This window comes from Sporosarcina sp. FA9 (assembly GCF_051550205.1).
Classification (GTDB): Bacteria; Bacillota; Bacilli; order Bacillales_A; family Planococcaceae; genus Sporosarcina.
In genome coordinates this window covers 1,003,489-1,025,111 of the sequence record NZ_CP188819.1, presented here as the reverse complement: position 1 = coordinate 1,025,111, position 21,623 = coordinate 1,003,489, and the positions used below count along the sequence as shown (strand labels likewise).

Sequence of the window (21,623 nt, the reverse complement as noted above, 5' to 3'; positions counted from 1 at the left end):
CTAAATTTTTTCCAAGCGTTCTTTGGTACAAGCGTTTATTTTTTCTCCATAAAACATTCTTGTTCTTCTTCTCTTTTCAAGTTGGTTTAGCAACTGATCAAGTTTACAACTTATCTTCAGTGTAACAGGGTTATTAAATCCTATCTCTAATGCTTTCTTTATCATTTCCTTGCGTATCGATTCAATTTCAATTTCCAACAGTCTATCCAAAACAAAAACCTTCCTTCTTTCAATGAACACACTAGTATATATTATACAGGAATTTTGAATTGACTGACGAAAGAAATAACAACAAATTCAGACAGGTTACAACAACTTACAACAAAAAACTGTACTATGTCTATGGAACCATCATTAAGATAGTCCTTTACTCAAGTGCTACTTTAAGGCAAACTGATAACAAAGGACTTTAAGAGAAAACCCATTTTCTCTTCCAAGATGTGTGAAACATCTTTGCCATATGGACGTCCAATTATATAAGGAGGAGTTTATATGAAAAAGAAATGGAACCTATTATATGTCGCCATAGCAACAGTCTTGCTCCTAGCAGCATGTGGAACGAATGACACCGACAATGAAACGAAAGACAAAGAAGTCAATGGAACAGCTACCGAAGGGACGACTTCAGATGAAAGTGTAGTCGAAGATAATAAAGGCGAGAAAGTAGATAAAGAAGAAGAGTCTTCGGAACCTGTATCTGAAACTGACAAAGAGGACTCAACTGATAGTACAAAGAAAAATGATGATCTCTTAACAGAAGCAATTCAAACTAAGAGCGACGAGCAAGATTATTCTATTTTGTTGCTCCCAACATACAAGTTAGCAAGCGAAGAACCGGGTCGCGATAGTCTTTATGTAATTGATAATGACTCTGTATTTATGCGTATCGAAACAATGGCTGATGATGAAGGTACTTATGAATACGCAGTTGAAAACACAATTGTCGTGCTGGAAGCGTCTAGCGGCGGTTCTACACCGGATAAATTAGCCGTTACAGAATTGCCTATGGGTGATGCTATTGAAGACGCGGACGGCTACTTCGTAACAGCAGATGCAACACCCGTAACAGGCATTGTCTTTAAAAAAGATGGACTGGTCGTTAAACTTACTATTTTCGATACTCCAAATGCTGATCACATAGATGAATTCCTTCTGATGGCTGAAACAATTTTAAAGAATTAATAAATAAAAAAAAGTCAAAGCATCGTCTTATGTAGACGTTGCTTTGACTATATTAATTTTCAAGATAAATTCTTAACAGAAAGACCGAGTTTCTTTATAAGCCCAATTGCCAATTCCTGCTCTTCTTCGGACAATGCGGACATAATGGATTCAATATTTTCAGCATGTTCCGGGAAGATAGAATCCATTAACTCTCCGCCTTTAGTTGTAATGGACATGAACGTAACCCGTTTATCTACCTTGCAGTAAACCCGTTCGAGCAGTCCATTTTTTTCAAGCTTATCTACTACATATGTCATTGAGCCGCTGCGCAACAAAATCTTTTGTCCTATTTTCTGAATCGGCTGACGACCTCTATGATGAAGTAGTTCTAGAACGGCAAATTCAGTTGGATTTAATTTATACTTTTCAATTGGCTTATGCGCTTCTTCCATAATCACCTTACTTGCCCTAGTAAGAACAATAAATAATTTTAAAGCTGTTTCAGTATTCGTAGTCATATCTATTTCACCCTTTGTTTGCCCGTTTTGAAGTTAACTATATTATAACGGGACTAACGTAAAAATGTCAAAAACCTGATTTATCTTCCGAAAATAATACCATTTTTTTCAATCAAACCAAGCCGAAGCAGTTGAAATATTTTTTTCGTTTACATTACTGTAGCCAATTGCTTTAGGGAACGAAATAATGAACTTTGAACCTTTCCCTATTTCACTTTCTACCGATATCGTTCCACCATGATCTTCAATTGTTTTTAATACAAATGATAATCCTAACCCAGTTCCCTCAGGTCGTGTCGTAAAATAAGGCCTAAAGATTTGAGTCAACTGATTCTCCTTTATTCCTTTACCCGTGTCCTGAATCACTACACTAATTTCTTCCTCTCCCACTTCTGTTATATCAATTGTCAAAACTCCATCGAACGACATAGATTCAAGTGCATTTTTCAATAAATTAAAAAATGCCTGTTTAAGTTTTATCACATCGCCATATATAAAATCATTTGTAAGCGAATTATCGCTTTCTATAATGATTATACCTGCCAATCTTGCTTTTGGCTGTATGACTCGAATTAACTCCGACATTAAATTCTTAATAGAAATGGGGGTTTTGTCGTTATTGCTCGGTTTTGACAAAATAAGCATTTCACCTAAAATGGATTCCATTCGTACAATTTCATCGTCAATCACAGATAGATATCTCTTCGATTCTTCAGATGCTGAAATTCTTAGTAGTTGTGTAAATCCCTTTAAAGTGGTCATCGGATTTCGAATCTCATGTGCAATACTTGCCGCTAGTTGCCCAACTGAGGACAAAGCATTATTATGTTCCAATTGCTCTTCAAGGCTAATTTTCTCTGTTCGATCTATTATCTGTGTTAAATAAAAACCTGTTTGTTTATCATAACGAGTGATGACATGGAAAAAATGTACATCCCCCGGTGTTTTTTCATAATTTATCAGTACTTCAGTATATTCATTTTCTATAATTTCTTCTATATATTCAGTAACTATTTGATCATCTTTTGAAAATAAACTTATTATGAGATCGATTGGTTTATTAACAAAACAATTTCGGTCTAAATTAAAATATAGAAAACACATATCATTTATATCCCGTACAATACCACATTCATCTACAAGGATCATTAAACTCTCTGAAGTATTAAAAGCACTTCTATAAGTTAATTCTGCTCTATTCTTCAATTCTTTTTTTAATTTAAAAGTAACCAATATAGTATTGCTAGTAGTACAATAAATGCCTTCTATTTTATACGTGTCCATTAACTTAGAACTCACTTGAATAGGCATGAAAAAGGAAAATTTTCCTTTCTCCTTTGTAATTTCCATATATTCATTCCATATTTCAACTGTTGAATCATCAATTAACTCTTTAATATTTTTTAATTTATGGTTGTTAATTTTCTTTTTAAACGGGTCGTTACTACTAACAAAGTTCCCGTCTAGATCCATTATTACGACGGGTTTACTTGAATTATTAAAAAGAATTATGTTTTCTACTAAAGATTCAGCACTACCATTATACAAATTTATTCCCTCCTGCTCCTATATAAAGACAGTATGAAAAAAAACACCTTTTTATGCTAAAAAATACCGAGTAAGTATATTGTATATTCAAATTATTTCATATATCCAAGTGAATGGGTATAGGTATTTAGGCCTTTTATCATATACATTATATACTTGTTTAATATAACTTTAGTAAAATGTAGTGAATATTATAATTTATATTGGTGTAAAAGTACTTTTTTAATATAAATCCATAAACAAAATAAAAGGTTAATAGTTATTTTCACCCGATAGTTTTTACCTATTTATTAATTACAGAATTTCATTATACTTTCAGTAGTATGTCCTGCTTAAAAGAAAAAAGGCCCGTCCTCGTTAAAAGGATGTAGCCCAGTCCATTAACCAATAATTACTCGTTCTTCAGGAAAACTATAATGTGTCTTCTTCTTTTTTCCTCCCAAAGTGAAAAGAAAGGATATAAGCCCTACTCTTCCTATAAACATCAATATCATAATAATCGATTTACCAATTGTCGATAAATCACTAGTAATGCCAAGTGACATACCACATGTACCAAATGCTGAAGTAATTTCAAACAAAAGTGCTATAGCTGTTTGATTAGGTTCTGTAACACTTAATATAATTAAAGTCACCATCACCATCATTCCAGCAAGTAAAATTACTGCATAAGATCGATATATATCAACTTGCTTAATTTGTCGATTAAAAATACGAATAAATTCATTACCTTTTGCAAAATTAATGAGGAATAAAATTGCAATCGCAAATGTCGTTGTTCTTATACCTCCACCAACCGAACTTGGGGATGCTCCAATAAACATAAGCGAGCTAATGAATATATCTGTTGCATCACTAAACTGTGTAATATCGAATGTCGTAAGTCCTGCAGATCTCGATGAAACCGAATGGAATATGGAAGCAAAGATTTTTTCATGCCAAGCCATTCCTTTGAATGAATTCATTGATTCAAGTATAAATATTATTATTGCACCTAAGAGAAGAAGCATACCAAATGTTACGGTTGTAATTTTAGTAAATAAGGAAAATCTAAAGTTTGGAACCTCTTTTGAAAAATAGCTTTTCACTTCGATGAGTACTGGAAAACCAATTGCACCTAGAATTATTAATACCATTGTTACACTTTGAATGATGTAGTCATTGAAATATGGAAGAAGTGAATCACCAGTTAAATCGAATCCTGTATTGGTCGTAGCTGAAACCGCCATAAAAAAACCATGAAGTAGCGCTTCATTAAATGTATCGTAATACTTTTGTATATAAAGGGTGAAAAAGATTCCACCAATGATTTCAATCATAAATATAATTTTCACAATTTCTCGTATCAGATGAACAACACCTGCAAGATTATATTGATTATGATCCAACATTATTAATTGGCGTTCGCTCATACCAATCCGTTTTCTTACAATCAACCAGAAAAACGTACCAATCGACATGATTCCGACAGCCCCAAATTGCAAAACAATCATAATCATACATATTCCAAAAACTGAATAAGTGTCCGCAATCGTAATTGAAGTAAGGCCCGTTACACTTACGGCACTAACTGCAGTAAATAAACTATCGATAAAACGAACTTTTACTCCTGGTAAATAAACACCTGGCAAATTCAATAATAGAAAAGAAAAAGCAATTGCCAAAAAGTAAAAAAAGACGATTTTTTGAACAGGTGTAAAATTACGGATTGTTTCAATAAATTTCATGTGATTAAGTTCCTTTCCCAATTCAGGTGATCATCTTATCATTTTAGGGAACTTGTAACCAAAAAGAAAGGATTTGATGTAAAATACGACAATTTTAAGTTATGCTCTGTTAAAATATCCCCCAAATTTCCGACTTTAATCCACAAGATTCACGAATATTAAAGATATAACGTACTTGCGCCCAAATCATTTACCTGAATACAGATCAAAAAACCGACTACAGAAAATATGCAGTCGGTTCTAAAATAACTTAGTTCGATTAATTTATCTTCCGATTTTGTCGAACACCTTTGAAATAGCCGAAAACCCCAATTGTTGCTAAGACAATCCAGAAAATTGAATTCCAAAGAGACGAGTGTGGAAACGCTGGATCGATAATTTGTAATTCCGGGTGGCCAAGTGTCATTACAAGTAATTTCACTCCAACCCATCCTACAATTAAAAATGCTGCGGTTTCCAAAGACGGATACTTTTCTAATAATTGTACGAACTGGCGAGCTGCGAATCGCATAATGACAAGTCCAATAATACCGCCTAATAACATGACGGTAAACTGTCCGCCGTTAATTCCACCAATTTCAAAATCTCCAAGTTCAGGAAGTGTAACAGCAAGCGCAACAGCAGCAAGCATTGAATCCAAAGCGAAAGCAATATCTGCGAGCTCTACTTTTAGAACGGTCATCCAGAAGCCAGACTTTTTACCGGCCTTTAGGTCATGCTCTGAATTATTTTGGGCTCGTTGATCGTAAATACTCTTACCGGATATAAATAGAAGATACGCTGCACCAAGTGCTTGAATCCACCACATATTAACGAGAAAAGTAATCATAAACAAAGCCGCAAAACGGAAAACAAACGCTCCAAATAATCCGTAGAATAGAGCTTTCTTCTGTTCAAGACGGGGTAAGTGTTTTACCATAACCGCCATTACTACGGCATTATCTGCTGCTAACAGTCCTTCAAGTATGATGAGCACTAATAGTACCCATGCATATTGTAACAAAATAGTATCCAAAATAATTCCTCCTAATAATAAATATATAAAAAGACCCTCACCTAATAAATAGGCAAAGGTCTCGCTAAGTCGGAATTTAAATTTTAAAAAATCCAGCTATCATAACCGATGGCAAAAGCCACGTATTGACGACTATGAAATAGGTTTCCCTATAGCTACTCCCCCTTGACATAAGTCAAAAGTTATTAAGTTTTGGTTGCTCTTTCCCTTATTATAACACCGCTTACTGAAATGTAAACATGGGTTAAACAATTTTTATATGAAAGTCCGCATTGTTTTTATTTTGATTGTAAAAAACAGTCATAGCAGGAATCGATTTAATGAAATCAGCACAATGAATTTCACTTTCCTCAAGGAGTCTGTCCGCTATTGTCGTATCAAACATTGCATTCCATGTTAAGTAATCAAGCGTTTCAGCTTCCACACCAAGCATTTGTTGAATTCTTTTCGACGTTAATGCTTTTGCAGCCAAAACTTTAGGAAATCTACCTTTAGGATTTTTCCCAGTAACCTCGAAAACCATTGCCCTATAGATCTCTTCTACGGGGTGCGGGGTCGGATCCGTTAAATGAATTGTCTGAGATTCCGCTGCCGAATGGCTTGAAAGATATACCGATGCACTAATAATATAGTCGATTGGGACAACATTTAAAAATGCTTCTGACTTTCCAACATACGGAATTATGGGCAGCCATTTCAATCGATCAATCATATTCATGAAGAAATAAGGACCGTCAAATTTTATTGTTTCCCCAGTTTTTGAATGCCCTCGAGCAATTCCAGGACGAATGATTGTAATCGCTACTAGATCTTTCAATTCTTCTACAAGTAGTTCGGCTTCAAACTTTGTTTCCTCGTAATAATTTTTAAACGAAGTCGGTCGAATCAATTCGGTTTCGAGTAATTTACCCTCCCGTTTTCCCGCGACATACGCAGTACTAAAATACATATATCTAAGTATATCCGGATGACTCCGAACAAATTTATTCACCACTATAGTGCCTTCCACATTTACTTTCCATGCAAGCTCTTCTTTTACCGCAAGGTCATATATCGCTGCAAGATGCCATACTGTTAGTGTTTTCTCATACAATTCTTGAAGTACTACTTCATTCATTCCCAAGTTCGGTTTCGTTATATCCCCCGCTACAATTTTAATCGAATGTGTTGAATTTAATTCTTTCAACATTGAATCCGCTTTACGTTTTGCAAAATCCACTTGCTCTGGTAATACAAGCGCATAAAACAGATTTGAATTTCCTTCTTTTATTAGTTCTTTAATCAGCTCTGTCGTGATAAACCCCGGAAATCCAGTAAGGAAGTGGACCTTCATTTGAATAACCCCTTTTTATTTCAGTATAACATTTATTTTTACCTTTAAAAGAATTTTCAGAAATAAAAGAGCCCCCATAAAGGAGACTCTAAATTAAACATATAACTTATTTTGTTTTCGCAACTGCTCGTTTTCTTGTTTCTCGGTCGAATAAACTGTAAATAATCGGAATAATGTACAGTGTTAAAACCGTCGAGCTTAGAAGTCCACCGATAACGGCTATTCCCATAGGCTGGTTCATTTCAGTACCTTCACCAATTCCTAGTGCCAGTGGTAACAAGCCTAGGATGGTCGTAAGTGCCGTCATCAAGATTGGACGTACTCGATCCGAAACAGCGACAACAATCGCATCGTAAGAATTAAGCCCAGCTTCTTTTCTCTGATTAATGTAGTCGACAAGGACAATCCCGTTGTTCACTACAATTCCAACGAGAACCAGAATCCCTATTACTGCGGTAACACTAATTGGTGTATTCGTTACGAACAATCCGATTGCTACACCAATAATCATTAGTGGCACTGAGAACATTATTACTAATGGATATTTAAATGACTCAAACTGAGCAGCCATAACAATATAAACGAGAACAATTGCAAGGATAATTGCCATTAACATATCATTAATCGCACTTTCAAAAAGTTCCCGGTCTCCACCATATGCAACTTCAATTTCAGTTGGAAGTTTCAGTTTGTCGATTGTTTCGTTTACTTTCGTAGTCATATCACCGAGTGACTCAGTCGATTCGTATTTCACATTAAACGAAACGGAATGCGCTTGGTCAACACGTTGAATAGAAACGGGTCCTTCAGCAATATCGATTTTAGCAACTTTACCAAGTTCTACAAATTCACCAGCGGGTGTTCGAAGTTTGAGCTTTTTCAACTCATCAATGCTATTACGGAATTTATTATCATACTGCACATAGACCGCATACACTTCATTATTATCACCAATGATTTGCGTAGTTAATGAACCACGTGTGACATTGTTCACTGTTTGAGCAATTTGATACGGCATAAGCCCTTTTTCGGAAGCAAGGTCACGATCCACTTCAATACGAATTTCTTCAACCGTATTTTGAAGATTATTTGTAACTTCCGTAACGGATTTAAGTTTCACAAGTTCTTTATTCAACTTAGTTACAGCTTCATTTAACTGTTTTTCATTCGTGTCTTTAAGTGAGAACGTTAGTGCATTTGGAGTCGAACCCGATGCGGTTTGCAAGTCGAAACTAATACTTGCATCATCTCCAATTTCTTTTAACACTTTTGGCTGAACTTCATCGACGAATTGAAAGACCGATCGTTTACGTTCAGACAATGGAACAAGTTTCACATACATCTCAGCGACGTTGGACTTAGAAGTACCTTGGGCCAGATTCTCTTGCGTGCCCCCTACCAAACTTACATATACTTCAATATCCTTCTCTTTTTTCAACTTTTCTTCAATACGTTTTACAACATCATTTGTTGCACTTGGCGAAGAACCATTTGGTAATTTAACGGACACACTAACAAATCCTTCATCTGTCGCCGGAAGAAATTCTGTGCCAACCTTCATTAGTGCAAACCCACTACCGGCAAGTAGGACAGTCGTTAGCAATAAAATGATGAAGCGATGTTTTAATGACCATATCACAGATCTTGTAAAGTTATTTAGTGTTTTTGAACGGCGTCGTCTAGCCTCAACACTTTTCCTAGGCTTTCTCAACATACGACTTGCCATCATTGGGACAACAGTTAAGGCCACAATAAGTGATGCAAACAAACTAAATGAAATCGTTAAAGCAAATTCTGTGAAAATCTGTCCGATTAATCCACTGATGAATATAACGGGGACAAATACAGCAAGTGTTGTTAACGTCGAAGCAATTATTGCTCCTCCTACTTCCTTTGAACCCTCGGAAGCAGCTACACGCGGCTCCTTACCCATTGCAAGATGTCGTTCAATATTTTCTATAACGACTATGGCATTATCTACAAGCATCCCAATACCAAGTGCCAGGGCACCTAGAGTTAAGATATTAAGTGTGAAATCTGCGAAAAACATTAGGACAAACGTGACGATTACCGAATAAGGTATCGCTACACCTATTATTAGTGGACTCTTTATTCCCCTAAGGAAAAAGAACAACACAAGCATTGCAAATATTCCACCAAGAATTAGTGATTGGCCAATATTTCCAATAGCAAGTTTGACGTAATCACCTTGGTCAAACAAAATATCCGATTTCACATCTTTAAATTCATCTGTCTTAAGGAGTTTGTCAAGAGCGTCTTTGAAAGACGTTGACACATCGGCAGTGTTTGCACCAGATTCCTGCAAGACAGACATTAAAACAGCGTTCTCGTCGTTTGCACGCGTCTTTGTAGCAGACTCCGCTTCTCCGAGTTCAACTTTCGCAACATCGCGAATTCGCAACTTTTTACCGTCGACTGGATTTACGGATACAATTAAGTCTTTGATTTCATCGACATTCGTTAATGTACTGACGATTCGGGTCGTAAGTTGTTTTCCATCCGTTGTTTCAATTGGCTCACCTGGCATTGAGACATTATTCGCTTGTACAAGTTGGACAATATCTTCCTGCGCAAGGCCATTTTTCTCAAGCTTTTTCTGATCTAAAGTTATTAGTACTTCCTCAATTAATTGACCGGAAACGGATACACTTGCTACGCCTTTAGTTCGACGCAGTTCAAGTTCCAATCGTTCTGCTAAAACACGGATATCTGTATCTTTAGAATCCGTTCTAAGCGATAGTTGAATAACTGGAAATTGTGCGGGATCAAATTTTAGAAAGCGTGGTTTATTTGCACCATCGGGCATCTGTACTTGGTCGATTCGTTGCAATAAATCCATTTGAACATCATCGATTGTCGTTGACCAATCGAACATTAGAAGGATAAAGTTGGCTCCTTCTTGAGACGTGGACTGTATGGATTTTAGTCCAGGAGTTGTTGACAAACTATTTTCAAGGGGCTTTGTAATTTTCTCGCTGACCTCTGTTGGAGAAGCACCAGGATAACTGGATACAACAACCGCTATTGGTGGATTCAACTCTGGAATTAAAGTTACGGGGATGCGGAAAAAGGAAACAGCTCCAAGAATAATAACAAGAAACATTATAACGATTGTAAATACCGGTCTTTTTATGGAAAAGTCACTAATTTTCATGTCTTCTTCCTTTCTTTATATCAATTACACCTTGGCATAAGTGACAGGCTTTTAAGACTACTCGAATTAAAATACTAATCAAAATCACTTCTACTATCTAATAAAAGTAAAAGTTTTTCAGTATGAATTTATAACCTGTATTTATCATAGGGAAAAATTAGTAGGAGTTCAAATAAGATACTCATTTTATTTCATAGTAAAACCCGAAAAAACGAAAAATCGTCTTTTCGGGTTTTATATTACAGTAAGTTATACAAATTGATGGATGGATGTTTGTCATGGAACCAACGCATTGCAAAGTCGTTTTCAAATAAAAACACGAGCTTTTCATGCCGATCTTTTACGAGCATTGCACGTTGTCCGGCCATTGACTCCGATACATCACTCTCATTTTCAATCCAACGAGCGACTTTCGACCCCAGATGTTCCATACGCACTTCTACATTGTATTCGTTTTTCATTCGGTGCTCGAAAACTTCAAATTGCAGTTGTCCGACCGCACCAAGTAGCACTTCTTCAGTGTGTAAAGTACGGTAGTATTGGATTGCGCCTTCTTGTACTAGTTGTAAAATTCCTTTGTGGAAATGTTTTGATTTCATTACGTTTTTCGCAGTTACTCGAACGAATAATTCGGGTGTAAACTGTGGCAGCGCATCGAAAACAAACGATGACTTCCCACCAATTATCGTATCACCAATTTGGTAATTCCCCGTATCGTGAATTCCAATAATATCTCCTGCAACTGCTTCGTCCACTATTTCCCGATCATCCGCAAGAAATTGTGTCGTTTGTGTTAATTTAAATGTTCTAGAAATCCTAGGGACTGAGACCGTCATTCCTCGTTCGAACTTACCTGATACAATTCGAACGAATGCAATTCGATCTCGATGTGCAGGATTCATATTCGCTTGGATTTTAAATATAAATCCTGAGAACTCTTTAGAATATGGATCGATTTCTACTTTATCTTTCGTAATTCGTGGTTGCGGCTCGGGAGCAAATTGTAAAAATGTTTCTAAAAATGTTTGCACACCAAAACTTGTTAAGGCACTTCCGAAGAACACCGGTGTTAGCTCACCTTTTGCAATTCGATCTACATCAAAGTCATTGCCTGCAACATTTTGCAACTGTACTTCTTCCATTGCTTGTTTATAATATGAGGTTTCCGTCATTGGATGGGGCTTTAAAAGTCCACCCTCTTCATTCAATTCAAGAAAACGTTCTTCATCCTTTACGCGAACTTGCTCAATACGATTATTAAAACGGTCGTAAATACCAAGGAACTCTTTCCCCATACCTATCGGCCAATTCATAGCATACGATTCAATGCCGAGCACTTCTTCAAGCTCTTCCATTAAATCAAGCGGTTCTTTACCTTGTCTGTCCATTTTATTGATGAACGTGAAGATTGGAATTCCGCGCATGCGACAAACTTTGAATAACTTAATCGTTTGCGGTTCAATCCCTCGCCCAACATCCACCATCATAACCGCGGCATCTACCGCCATAAGAGTACGGTAAGTGTCCTCACTAAAATCTTCGTGTCCAGGTGTATCTAGAATATTTACACGCTTTCCGTCATAGTCGAATTGCATAACAGATGATGTAACTGAAATACCACGTTGTTTCTCAATTTCCATCCAGTCTGATGTCGCAAACTTTCCACTCTTTCTTCCTTTTACAGTACCAGTATCTCGAATTGCTCCGCCAAAATAAAGTAGTTTTTCTGTGATTGTTGTTTTTCCCGCATCTGGGTGAGAAATAATTGCAAACGTCCGACGAGACGCGATTTCTTCGTTGATAGGTTTATCCATACTAATATATTCTCCTTCTGTTCTGCTGTTCCTAATCATAGTGACTACTTACACGGATATCAACACTTTTTTCTAGAGTAAAGAAGTAGTACAGCCTTAAAATAATAGCAGCACTACTTACTATTTTTCTACCGCACCCGTACCAAACTTTTTCGCCGCTTCAGAAAGGGCTATGTCAGCGTCTGAATGCGGATATTTCACAGAACCAATTATTTGAAAATCTTCATGTCCCTTACCGGCGAATATTACGATGTCATCTGGTTCAGCGATCGATATCGCATGTCGAACCGCTTCAACTCGATCACCAATACAGGCATAATTGTCATGCTTCATGCCCGTAGCTAACTCCGCTAAAATTGTTTCATATGCTTCATCCCTTGGATCATCGGTTGTTAGAACAACATAATCGGCAATAGAAGCTTTCTCTGCCATGATCGGCCTTTTTACGCGATCACGATTGCCTCCAGTTCCTATCACAAATATAAGCTTGTTCTTTTTATATGGCAATACAGAGGTAATCGCTTTTTCGATGGCATCTGGCGAATGAGCATAATCGATATAAATCGTCAAAGGTAGATTTGTTTCCACCTTTTCCATACGACCTTTAATAGCAGTTATTTCCCCTAGATAATTAACGATATCATCTATCATCATACCTTTTGCATACAAAGCAGCAATTGCCGCAAGAGCATTTGAAACATTGAATTCTCCAATTAAATTCATTTCAACATCGTAATCACCCTCTGGTGACAATAACGTAAAGGATGTACCATCTGCTGTTAAGTTTATATTTGTTCCGCGAAACGCAGCTTCATTTTGAATTCCATATGTGAGCACAGGATAGGACGTTTTGTCCAACAATTTCGTACTCCAAGCATCATCTGCATTAAGAACAACAAACTTCCGTTTCGAAAAATCTTGTCCTAATTGGGAGAACAGCAGTGCTTTCGCGTTTCCGTAGTTTTCCATCGTTCCGTGGAAATCCAAATGATCGTGCGTTAAATTTGTAAAAATCGCGATATCGAATTCCGCACCTGCTAGACGTCCTTCGATGAGACCGTGTGAAGAAACTTCTAGCGTCATCGTTGTACAACCTTCATTTGCGGCCTGTGCAATCATAGCTTGGGTCGTTAATGCATCCCCCGTAGTATTTTCAGTTTCATATAATGTTCCATTTAATTCAAAACCAATCGTTCCAGTCATAGCAGAACTTTCTCCAGCTGTCTGAAGTATGGATTGAATGATGCCACTAACCGTTGTTTTACCATTTGTCCCTGTAACACCAATTAGCGTCATTTCCTTTGAAGGATAATTGTAATGGCAGGCAGCAAGTAAACCAATCGCCCGTGAAGTGTCTTCTACAAGAACAACTGCCACTTTATCAGGATCTACATCAACGGGTTGTGACGCAACGATAACACGTGCACCGGAATCTATCGCTTTTTGTACAAAATTATGTCCGTCCACAGTGTGTCCTTTAATACAGACGAACATTCCGCCTGCACTTACTGCACGTGAGTCAACTGCCAAATCTGTCACTTCATTTGGCAATTCACCAATTACTTGTTTGATTGGTAAAACTGATATTAATCTTTTTGTTTCCATAATAAACCCCCGTTCATTCCATCATTTCAGATGTTACATATGCATAAAGAAGTTTCGCTGTCGCTTCTAGGGAATCAACGTGAGTACGTTCAAGTGCATGCGACGATTCAATCCCCGGTCCAAATAAAGCGTGCTTCACATCAAATCCTGCTCGAATTGCTGCGGAAGCATCGGAACCATAATACGGATATATGTCTAACTTGAATGGAATATCTTTCGTTTTACAAAGACCTGTTAAATGTTGCGTTAAATCATAATGATAAGGTCCGCTCGAATCTTTTGCACAAACGGAAACGGTGTATTCATCAGAGGTTTGTCCATCCCCAATTGCTCCCATATCAACTGCGATATACTCAACTGTTTGCTCGGGAATATTGGAGTTTCCACCATACCCAATTTCTTCATTATTTGAAATGTAAAAATGAGTTGTATGAGGAAGCTTCGTTTCTTCTTGTTTTAATGAACGTATTAATTCGATCAAAAGAGCAGTACTCGCTTTATCATCTAAATGACGTGATTTAACAAAACCACTCATAGTAACTTCAAAGCGTGGATCGAAAGAAACGAAATCCCCGACCTCTATACCAAGTTCACGTGTTTCATCGGCTTTCAGAACTTTCTCGTCAATTCGCACTTCAATATTTTCTGCACTTCGTTTTGCACTACCGGCATCTTTATAAACATGTACTGTCGTTTGATGCATTAAAATTGTCCCACGAATGTCTTTTCCAGAAGCAGTATGTATATGACAATATTCTCCCTCAACCGCATCCCAATTAAAACCGCCAATCATTGCCAGTTTTAAACGACCATCGCTTTTTATTTCTTTAACCATTGCTCCTAAAGTATCTGTATGTGCTGTCAGTAAGCGATGACGTTCCGTATTTTCCCCTTCAATCGTTGCAATAATTGCCCCTTTATTGGTCTTTTTATAGTCCACTTTTAGGGCATCCAACTCATTTTGAATCAGCTTCATAACTCGTCCTGTATAACCTGACGGACTTGGTGTTTCCACAAGTTTCTGTAAAAGACTGAGTGTCCATTTTTCATCATACTTTTTAATCATTGGCGATTCCCCTTTTCTTACAGCTTTTATTATTATACCTTTTAATCACTTGAAAACCAAAAATATTGTATAAAAAAACCGCTTCCGAATTAACGGATAAGCGGTTTTATGAATTTGAGTTTATTGCCATAAGGAGGAAATGCGATACGCATCGGAATCGATGTATTTCTATTCAATATTGATTTTGGATGTGTGAATAAATCAAAACTGTATTTCCCATGATAAGCGTTCATTCCTGAGGGACCTACGCCTCCAAATGGCAAGTTGGTATTCCCAACATGGGAAATCGTATCATTAATACATCCACCGCCAAACGGTACGTTTTCAATAAAATAATCAGCAGCCATCTTATTTTCTGTAAACATATACGCCGCTAATGGTTTGGCACGCTTTTGGATTTGTTGAACGGCTTCACCTAAGTTTTCATATGTTATAATCGGCAAAATCGGACCAAAGATTTCTTCTTCCATTGAAGGACTGTTCCACCAAATACCGTCTAATAGTGTTGGTTCAATATACAAATCACTACGATCCACTAAGCCACCATGAATAACTTGCGATTGTTCTCTTTCAATGATTTTAGCCAAACGATCAAACATCTTGTCATTTACAATACGACCATAATCAGGACTTTTCGAAGCATCCTCTCCGTAAAATCGTTTTATAGCGTTGATCATTTCTCTCACAAGTTCATCCTGAATAGAATGATGCACAAGAAGATAATCAGGTGCAATACATGTTTGACCTGTATTTATAAATTTCCCCCATACAATTCGCTCGGCAGCTACTTTTAAATTGGCTGTCTGATCTACAAGTGCTGGGCTTTTCCCTCCAAGCTCAAGTGTAATTGGAGTCAGTCGCTCTGATGCAGCCCGCATAATTACTTTTCCAACAGCCACACTACCCGTGAAGAAAATATAATCAAACGAAGCATGAATTAGGACTTCTGTTTCTTCACGTTCCCCTTCGACAACTCGGATATAGTCAGGAGGAAATGTTTCCATAAGTATTTTCTTTATTATTTTTGCCGTATGCACAGATGTTTCAGATGGTTTTACAATCGCACAATTTCCACCTGCAATCGCTCCTACAAGCGGTTCCATAATTAGCTGAAATGGGTAATTAAATGGACCAATTATTAATACAGATCCATACGGCTCTCGTACAATCATGCTTTGTGCAGGTTGTAAATGAATTGGTGTTTTTACTTTTACAGGTTCCATCCATATACCGAGTTCTTTAACCATCATAGAAATGCTTGAAAGTACAAATCCAATTTCTGTAGCATAGGATTCAAATGAACTTTTTCTTAAATCACGGTGTAGTGCTAATGTGATTTCCTCTTCATGTGACTGAATTGCATCTTTTAATTTTAACAACATTTCTTTTCGGAATGCTTCGCTTCGCGTTTCACCAGAGAAACAAAATTCTCTCTGAGAAGCAATCATTGATTCAACATCGTTTGCAGTGAAATTCAAAGCAATTCCTCCATTCTAGTATTTATTTCGATGATAGATAGATTAGTCTGTCAATGCAATAGTAAACACTTACTTATCGGTTCTGCACTGCCAAAAGTTGGTCGATAAGTCTTTGTATCTCAAGCCCCTCTGAGAATGGGACAATAAATGCATCTTCATCTTGTGAGGCCGCGATGCATTCCTCCACCAATGTATTTATCGAATCGAAAGAAGTCAATATTTCAAAAGGCCTGTCTTTTTGTGCCATGCTAAGTTCGGCCCAATTGTGCAGTTTTAAAACCCCTTCCGTTCCATATACTATGTAAGACAGCTCTTCTGATTGTCCTACACCCGTTAGTCCGTTTAATAAAACAGGTATATGTTTTTCCGTCTTACCAATCGCAAGAACACTTGTCTCAGCAAGTGCATTATCATTAGGATAAACAGTGTTGTGTTCAGTAATGGTTACCCGCCCAAACATTCTGTACATAAGCTGAAAATAATGCGGGAAAACTTCCCTAGTGAAACCGCCTTGTTCACGTGAACCAATCCAGGGATTTTGTTGCCACAACCTAGGCCAGTGCGGGAAATAAGTACTTAACTCAACACGAACGACGTCACCAATCGCACCTGTTTCAATCATTTTCATTAAATGTCGAACGGGTGGGCTATACATAAGAGGAAAATGCATCGCCGTTTTAACAAGACTTTCCTCTGCTGCTTTCGCCATCAACTCGCCATCAAGTGCATCATGTGCGAGCGGTTTTTCACAAAGTACATTTATATTTACAGCAATTGCACGTTTGCTTAGCGACGCATGCGAAACAGGTGGTGTACCAATGTAGACCCAATCTGGCTTAAGAGAGAGTACTTCGTCGTAAGAGGATGCCACAGTTAACTCATATCTATTCGCTATTTCAGAAAGACGGTGTTTATTTTCATCAAAAACAGCAATGATTTCTATTCCATCATTTTTCTGCAACTGATTAATAATCCGTTCGCCTACAATACCCGTTCCAACAATTGCAAATGTGATTTTTTTCATCCCAATAGCCCCTTTTATAAGTATTTAAATATTTCGAAAGTTCATAAGTCTTTAGACCCTTTTCACCAATTAAACGTTTGTCTAAAGGGATCGTCGGGTAGAAAATGATTAAACAATATAGAATTGAGGAGGAAATACAATGCCGACAACCGAAACTTGGTGGGAAACGATTTTCGAAGGAGACCTTTCGTTTGGTATCAATAAAGACCGATTTGCTGAACTCGAAGAAGAGAATTTCCTCTATTTCGATGAAACAGAAACTGAAACTGAACCAGAAACAGCAGATTTCCATTAACATTCATTTAAAATATGTTTTAAAACAGCTGTTCCAATAATCATTTGGAATGGCTGTTTCACATCTTACTATTCAATGCTTCGCCATAAATAAAGTGCGGCGTAGCTTAAATATGGTGACCAATCCGGGAAACGGATCGCAATCTCATCTTTCGAAGGTTTCTTATCCATCTTCCACAATCGCCGTAATGCATTTTGTAATCCAATATCTGCGATTGGAAAAACGTTCGGTCTCCCAAGTCCAGACATTAGAAAACTTTGTGCAGTCCACGGACCAACACCTCGATATGTTATTAAGTCAGCCGTCACTTCTGCATCTTCCATATATTTGTATTTTTCCAGATCCAGTGAACCTTCGGCTATCGCTTGAGACAAGCCAATCATATACTCAGCTTTCCGAGCACTAAATTGCATTTCTCTTAGCTCGTCAATTGCAAGTAAAGCAATTTTTTCAGGTGAAGGAAAACGCCACACACCATCCATTTCACTGCCGAACGTTTCAACAAAACGCATTGTAAGTGTATGTGCAAAAGACATATTCAATTGTTGGTGAATAATACTTCGCATTAAGTTACTATAAAGTGAAAAACTTCGAACAATCGGCGTTCCTACATGTTCAGAAAAAATCGGTGCAAGATCCGTGTCCATAAAATGGGCTTGTATATCAACTAATGATCTATCAAAATGAAAAATTGATTTTACTTCCTCAACTTGAGCATCATTCAATGTCCCCTTAAGTAAAAAGGAAGGCCGTTCAGTAGTTCCAGTCGCTTGAAGTTTTACAAGATTACCTTCTTCCATCGGAAACCTTATGGAACTTGTTGATAAATCAACAGAATTCATCGCTTCATTTGAAAGTCTATCTAGCGCTCTCGTAAAGTCATAAACAAATGGAAGAGTAATTGTTGTCTCCATCAAATCAACGCTCCTTGTTAATTCCGCATTTATATGGATTATACCGTATATAGCTTCTTTGACGAAACTTGTTGACTTCTTTTACAGGCTTGCTATAATAGAACTTGTGCAGTATTTAGTTGCACACGAAATAAGTTCCGGTTCCATAGCTCAGCTGGGAGAGCGCTACCTCGACAAGGTAGAGGTCGTGGGTTCGAACCCCTCTGGGACCATAGGGCTTAGGCTCTTGAGAACGCTGTAGGAACACGGTTTTCTCGTAAACACCATCTCTTCGGAGGTGGTGTTTTTTGTTTGTGATTTACTGTTTGACGCAAATGTGACGCAAAAATATTTAATAATGCGTTTTAAACCATTGTAATTGGCTTACTCCTAATCATTATCCATTTCATCTTTTACCTCGTCAATTTCCGCCAAAGCTTCTAATTTAGCCTGCTCTTTTCTTTTTTGTTCAATTAATCTTGGAACAGATGTTTTTAAAAAGAATTGCCACATTGCAGCTTTGACATCATCTGGTATTCTTTGCGTTTTCATGTCGAACCTCCTTCTCAGTCTATTGTTATACTCTGCCCCATATTCGTAACTAAAAAACGCCAATCCCTTCAATCCCCAAATAGATCATCAAGAGTAACATTAAAGTACTTGGCTAACATCTTGGCTTCGAGTAGTTCAAATTCATTTTTTCCGCTTTCTTTTTTGTGGTACGTCACTGGATGGATCTTCAACATTTCTGCAACATCTTTCTGCTTTAATCGACTTTCTTTTCTTTTTACGTAAAGTTTGGATTGCATTGATCCCTCTCCCATATATGGCAAATATTCACCATCCTTAAAGTGTGCCGTTCGTTCTTTCTCACAAACGTCATTCCTCACATTTCCTTGCTCTTCATGCTTTATTTCAATCAACCTCGAGATAGGAAGGTTCTTAAAGAAATCCATTAAAGTTCTTATCGTTTCCTCTGGTAGTTGCGAATCGTCAGAGTTCAAAATTTGCACCTCTTTTTATATTTATTGATTAAAGTAATACCATATTGAAATGCTAAATACAAAAAAAGAAGCAGAACAAGCGAAGAAAATTATTGAGTATGGAAAAAAGATTGATTTTCCCATGCAGATGAAGAAACCTAAGAAAAAGTGAACCATTTTCTACACCTGTAATAACAATCCGTTGAATTGAATTAACTTTATTACAAGTGTAGTAACAGCCTCTAATAAATCCACACAAGCCCTTTCTTGCGACTTTGGACCCTTTGACTGTCTGAGTATTAAACTATTGCTAGGAGGGGCGGTTTTACACCCTGTGATAGTAGTTTATGGAAGTAATAAAATATATTTACAAACAAAAAAAGAGCCGAAGCTCCAGTCTCATAATTTTTAAATTTAATCATCATTTTCCTTTGACTTAAGTAATGCGAGAATATTAATTGTAGGTAAAATTATTGGAGAATCTTCGCCTTTACTCGTTAAGTCGGAAACAATACTTCTTAAATAAGGAAACAGTATTGCAGTCCCATTTAGTTCATAATAATTATAAATAATATCATCCTTCACATCTTCATCTGTTTCAAAAGCGAAGAATCCAGCAATAACCACCTTTAGATAATCATCTTCTGATTGGTCACCAATTTCTACACTTAGGTGGACGATGGCTTGTCGGTTATTATCCTCATTTAATCCAATTTCGACGCCAAAAGTTGGGGAAACTGTTTCATCAAAGTTTGTTAAAAAACTAGATTTATATACCATTTCCAATACTTTAAACTTCTTAAACTGCAACAATGCATTCATACTATTACCTCACATATACTATAAATTATCCTGCTAATACATTATAGTTATCAGTAAAAACCAAAAAATCGTTAAGTTCTTTTTTATTCTTTTTAGGTTTTATTGTTTTTAATTTCATGTTCGTCAATTCTTCCATATCGATGATTTTCTTCTCATTTACACTATGAAAAAAATCGCCGAAATAACTATCTAAAGGTGTAATTTCTTTAGTAGTTGTATTTAATACGCCTGGTGTTTGAGAATCAAAACTCACTTTCAATCCCAATTCCTTCGCAATTAGTTCTAATTCTTCATTATTTACCGAATAGTTCACTTGGAATTATCCCCCTTCTAACCGCACTAACTGAAATTTTATTAGTAGCATTCTCTTGTACTGGCCATTTTATACTCATTTCTTTTATAGCCTTATTATTCCTAACGCATACTTGTGTACCTGATAAATTAAAAGTAATCAAGTTTTCTTTATGTTTAAAACTTAATGCCTTCAACTGTGGATTATCCGTATAACGGTTACTGTTCCCAGGGAACGTTTTAAGTATTACCCACTTTAAATGTTTATTTATTGCTGAAAAAACAAAACATGCTAATACTGGTGTCTTTAGTAGTTCTTCTGGTCCCTCAATCAATAAGCCTTTTTCTTTAATTAAATAGCTAATATGAGAATCCAAGAACTTAATACCTTCTCTAGAATCTAGGTTTAGAAACTTTTCACCTTCCAAGGTTATCTTTACTTCAACGACAGCAGGTAAATCTTTTTTTGTTTTATAATCTGTATCATATCTAGTTCTTGCCCATATTTTTGCCTGTTCAAAGTCTTCTCTAAAGAAATAACTTCCGTGGCCTAACCAATGGTCTCCACGCTTCATTATTGGTTTCCAAATATTTGTCCGTATTATTTCCTCAGCTTTAATTAGTGAAGTTCCGTGATATGAATAAAAATTTACTGGTCTCATTGAGTCATCTCTCAAATTCATTATATGATTTAATCAAAGCAAATAGTGCACAAACTATTAGAATACTAGTTTAAACTTAAAAAATACTACTACAAATATCTATTACTATTCTTTATGATACAGTACACACCGTACTATGTGAAGCGTTTCCCACTATAATAAATAGGTCGATTTACACACCCTCCTGATGCGTTTTTAAGCCCTTATCCT

20 protein-coding genes and 1 tRNA gene are annotated in these 21,623 nt (G+C 36.7%); 3 read left to right on the top strand and 18 right to left on the bottom strand.

Annotated elements, in window-relative coordinates; translation table 11 throughout:
- Nucleotides 1-210 (bottom strand): Spo0E family sporulation regulatory protein-aspartic acid phosphatase, encoded by a 210-nt coding sequence (locus ACP8HH_RS04845; RefSeq protein WP_438316616.1) that lies wholly within the window; start codon nt 208-210, stop codon nt 1-3.
- Between the two features lie 282 nt (nt 211-492).
- Between ACP8HH_RS04845 and ACP8HH_RS04840 the strand changes: the two genes are divergently transcribed.
- Entirely contained in the window at nt 493-1,182 is a 690-nt protein-coding gene (locus ACP8HH_RS04840) for a hypothetical protein (protein WP_438316613.1), read from the top strand.
- Nucleotides 1,183-1,241: 59 nt separating this feature from the next.
- Here ACP8HH_RS04840 and ACP8HH_RS04835 read toward each other — a convergent pair whose 3' ends face one another.
- The 11 genes from ACP8HH_RS04835 to ACP8HH_RS04785 all read right to left on the bottom strand — a co-directional run bounded on the left by ACP8HH_RS04835 (nt 1,242) and on the right by ACP8HH_RS04785 (nt 17,467).
- Nucleotides 1,242-1,682, bottom strand: coding sequence for a MarR family winged helix-turn-helix transcriptional regulator (locus tag ACP8HH_RS04835; protein ID WP_438316610.1), 441 nt, complete (start codon nt 1,680-1,682; stop codon nt 1,242-1,244).
- A 108-nt stretch (nt 1,683-1,790) separates the two neighbouring features.
- Nucleotides 1,791-3,230, bottom strand: a complete 1,440-nt coding sequence (locus ACP8HH_RS04830; protein WP_438316608.1) for an ATP-binding protein — start codon at nt 3,228-3,230, stop codon at nt 1,791-1,793.
- Nucleotides 3,231-3,610: 380 nt separating this feature from the next.
- Nucleotides 3,611-4,957 (bottom strand): TrkH family potassium uptake protein, encoded by a 1,347-nt coding sequence (locus ACP8HH_RS04825; protein ID WP_438316605.1) that lies wholly within the window; start codon nt 4,955-4,957, stop codon nt 3,611-3,613.
- Between the two features lie 259 nt (nt 4,958-5,216).
- On the bottom strand, nt 5,217-5,972 hold the full coding sequence (locus ACP8HH_RS04820) for a TerC family protein (RefSeq protein WP_438316602.1): 756 nt from the start codon (nt 5,970-5,972) through the stop codon (nt 5,217-5,219).
- 244 nt (nt 5,973-6,216) lie between these two features.
- Nucleotides 6,217-7,305, bottom strand: coding sequence for an SDR family oxidoreductase (locus ACP8HH_RS04815; protein WP_438316599.1), 1,089 nt, complete (start codon nt 7,303-7,305; stop codon nt 6,217-6,219).
- 106 nt (nt 7,306-7,411) lie between these two features.
- Entirely contained in the window at nt 7,412-10,480 is a 3,069-nt protein-coding gene (locus ACP8HH_RS04810) for an efflux RND transporter permease subunit (RefSeq protein ID WP_438316596.1), read from the bottom strand.
- Nucleotides 10,481-10,719: 239 nt separating this feature from the next.
- A complete protein-coding gene (locus ACP8HH_RS04805) occupies nt 10,720-12,294 on the bottom strand; it encodes a peptide chain release factor 3 (RefSeq protein WP_438316593.1) in 1,575 nt (524 codons plus the stop codon).
- A gap of 120 nt (nt 12,295-12,414) precedes the next feature.
- Nucleotides 12,415-13,899, bottom strand: coding sequence for a UDP-N-acetylmuramoyl-L-alanyl-D-glutamate--2,6-diaminopimelate ligase (locus tag ACP8HH_RS04800; RefSeq protein ID WP_438316590.1), 1,485 nt, complete (start codon nt 13,897-13,899; stop codon nt 12,415-12,417).
- A gap of 13 nt (nt 13,900-13,912) precedes the next feature.
- Entirely contained in the window at nt 13,913-14,965 is a 1,053-nt protein-coding gene (locus tag ACP8HH_RS04795) for a M42 family metallopeptidase (protein WP_438316587.1), read from the bottom strand.
- An 89-nt stretch (nt 14,966-15,054) separates the two neighbouring features.
- Nucleotides 15,055-16,443, bottom strand: a complete 1,389-nt coding sequence (locus ACP8HH_RS04790) for an aldehyde dehydrogenase (protein WP_438316584.1) — start codon at nt 16,441-16,443, stop codon at nt 15,055-15,057.
- A gap of 73 nt (nt 16,444-16,516) precedes the next feature.
- Entirely contained in the window at nt 16,517-17,467 is a 951-nt protein-coding gene (locus tag ACP8HH_RS04785) for a Gfo/Idh/MocA family protein (protein ID WP_438316581.1), read from the bottom strand.
- A gap of 139 nt (nt 17,468-17,606) precedes the next feature.
- On the opposite strand from ACP8HH_RS04785, the gene ACP8HH_RS04780 reads away from it, so the two are divergent.
- Entirely contained in the window at nt 17,607-17,762 is a 156-nt protein-coding gene (locus ACP8HH_RS04780) for a hypothetical protein (protein ID WP_438316578.1), read from the top strand.
- Nucleotides 17,763-17,830: 68 nt separating this feature from the next.
- Here the strand turns inward: ACP8HH_RS04780 and ACP8HH_RS04775 are convergent, their stop codons facing one another.
- On the bottom strand, nt 17,831-18,679 hold the full coding sequence (locus ACP8HH_RS04775) for a DNA-3-methyladenine glycosylase family protein (RefSeq protein WP_438316576.1): 849 nt from the start codon (nt 18,677-18,679) through the stop codon (nt 17,831-17,833).
- Between the two features lie 136 nt (nt 18,680-18,815).
- Between ACP8HH_RS04775 and ACP8HH_RS04770 the strand changes: the two genes are divergently transcribed.
- Nucleotides 18,816-18,888, top strand: a tRNA-Val gene (locus ACP8HH_RS04770).
- A gap of 157 nt (nt 18,889-19,045) precedes the next feature.
- On the opposite strand, the gene ACP8HH_RS04765 is transcribed toward ACP8HH_RS04770, so the two are convergent.
- From ACP8HH_RS04765 to ACP8HH_RS04745, 5 genes are all read right to left on the bottom strand, one after another.
- A complete protein-coding gene (locus ACP8HH_RS04765; protein WP_438316573.1) occupies nt 19,046-19,207 on the bottom strand; it encodes a hypothetical protein in 162 nt (53 codons plus the stop codon).
- 68 nt (nt 19,208-19,275) lie between these two features.
- Nucleotides 19,276-19,659, bottom strand: coding sequence for a helix-turn-helix transcriptional regulator (locus tag ACP8HH_RS04760; protein ID WP_438316570.1), 384 nt, complete (start codon nt 19,657-19,659; stop codon nt 19,276-19,278).
- Nucleotides 19,660-20,052: 393 nt separating this feature from the next.
- Nucleotides 20,053-20,460 carry a protein-export chaperone SecB gene (locus tag ACP8HH_RS04755; RefSeq protein WP_438316567.1) on the bottom strand — a complete coding sequence of 136 codons (408 nt, stop codon included), beginning with the start codon at nt 20,458-20,460 and terminating at the stop codon, nt 20,053-20,055.
- 25 nt (nt 20,461-20,485) lie between these two features.
- Complete coding sequence (locus ACP8HH_RS04750) at nt 20,486-20,773, bottom strand: hypothetical protein (RefSeq protein WP_438316564.1); 288 nt, start codon at nt 20,771-20,773, stop codon at nt 20,486-20,488.
- Nucleotides 20,754-21,413 (bottom strand): hypothetical protein, encoded by a 660-nt coding sequence (locus ACP8HH_RS04745; RefSeq protein ID WP_438316561.1) that lies wholly within the window; start codon nt 21,411-21,413, stop codon nt 20,754-20,756. Before ACP8HH_RS04745 ends, ACP8HH_RS04750 begins: the two co-directional genes overlap by 20 nt.
- Between the last annotated feature and the right edge of the window lie 210 nt (nt 21,414-21,623).

Coding starts and splice junctions, on each gene's coding strand:
- ACP8HH_RS04780 (WP_438316578.1), top strand. CDS start 17,607: ATGCCGACAACCGAAACTTGGTGGGAAACGATTTTCGAAGGAGACCTT.
- ACP8HH_RS04765 (WP_438316573.1), bottom strand. CDS start 19,207: ATGAAAACGCAAAGAATACCAGATGATGTCAAAGCTGCAATGTGGCAA.
- ACP8HH_RS04785 (WP_438316581.1), bottom strand. CDS start 17,467: ATGAAAAAAATCACATTTGCAATTGTTGGAACGGGTATTGTAGGCGAA.
- ACP8HH_RS04755 (WP_438316567.1), bottom strand. CDS start 20,460: ATGAATGCATTGTTGCAGTTTAAGAAGTTTAAAGTATTGGAAATGGTA.
- ACP8HH_RS04800 (WP_438316590.1), bottom strand. CDS start 13,899: ATGGAAACAAAAAGATTAATATCAGTTTTACCAATCAAACAAGTAATT.
- ACP8HH_RS04840 (WP_438316613.1), top strand. CDS start 493: ATGAAAAAGAAATGGAACCTATTATATGTCGCCATAGCAACAGTCTTG.
- ACP8HH_RS04835 (WP_438316610.1), bottom strand. CDS start 1,682: ATGACTACGAATACTGAAACAGCTTTAAAATTATTTATTGTTCTTACT.
- ACP8HH_RS04795 (WP_438316587.1), bottom strand. CDS start 14,965: ATGATTAAAAAGTATGATGAAAAATGGACACTCAGTCTTTTACAGAAA.
- ACP8HH_RS04745 (WP_438316561.1), bottom strand. CDS start 21,413: ATGAGACCAGTAAATTTTTATTCATATCACGGAACTTCACTAATTAAA.
- ACP8HH_RS04805 (WP_438316593.1), bottom strand. CDS start 12,294: ATGGATAAACCTATCAACGAAGAAATCGCGTCTCGTCGGACGTTTGCA.
- ACP8HH_RS04825 (WP_438316605.1), bottom strand. CDS start 4,957: ATGAAATTTATTGAAACAATCCGTAATTTTACACCTGTTCAAAAAATC.
- ACP8HH_RS04815 (WP_438316599.1), bottom strand. CDS start 7,305: ATGAAGGTCCACTTCCTTACTGGATTTCCGGGGTTTATCACGACAGAG.
- ACP8HH_RS04810 (WP_438316596.1), bottom strand. CDS start 10,480: ATGAAAATTAGTGACTTTTCCATAAAAAGACCGGTATTTACAATCGTT.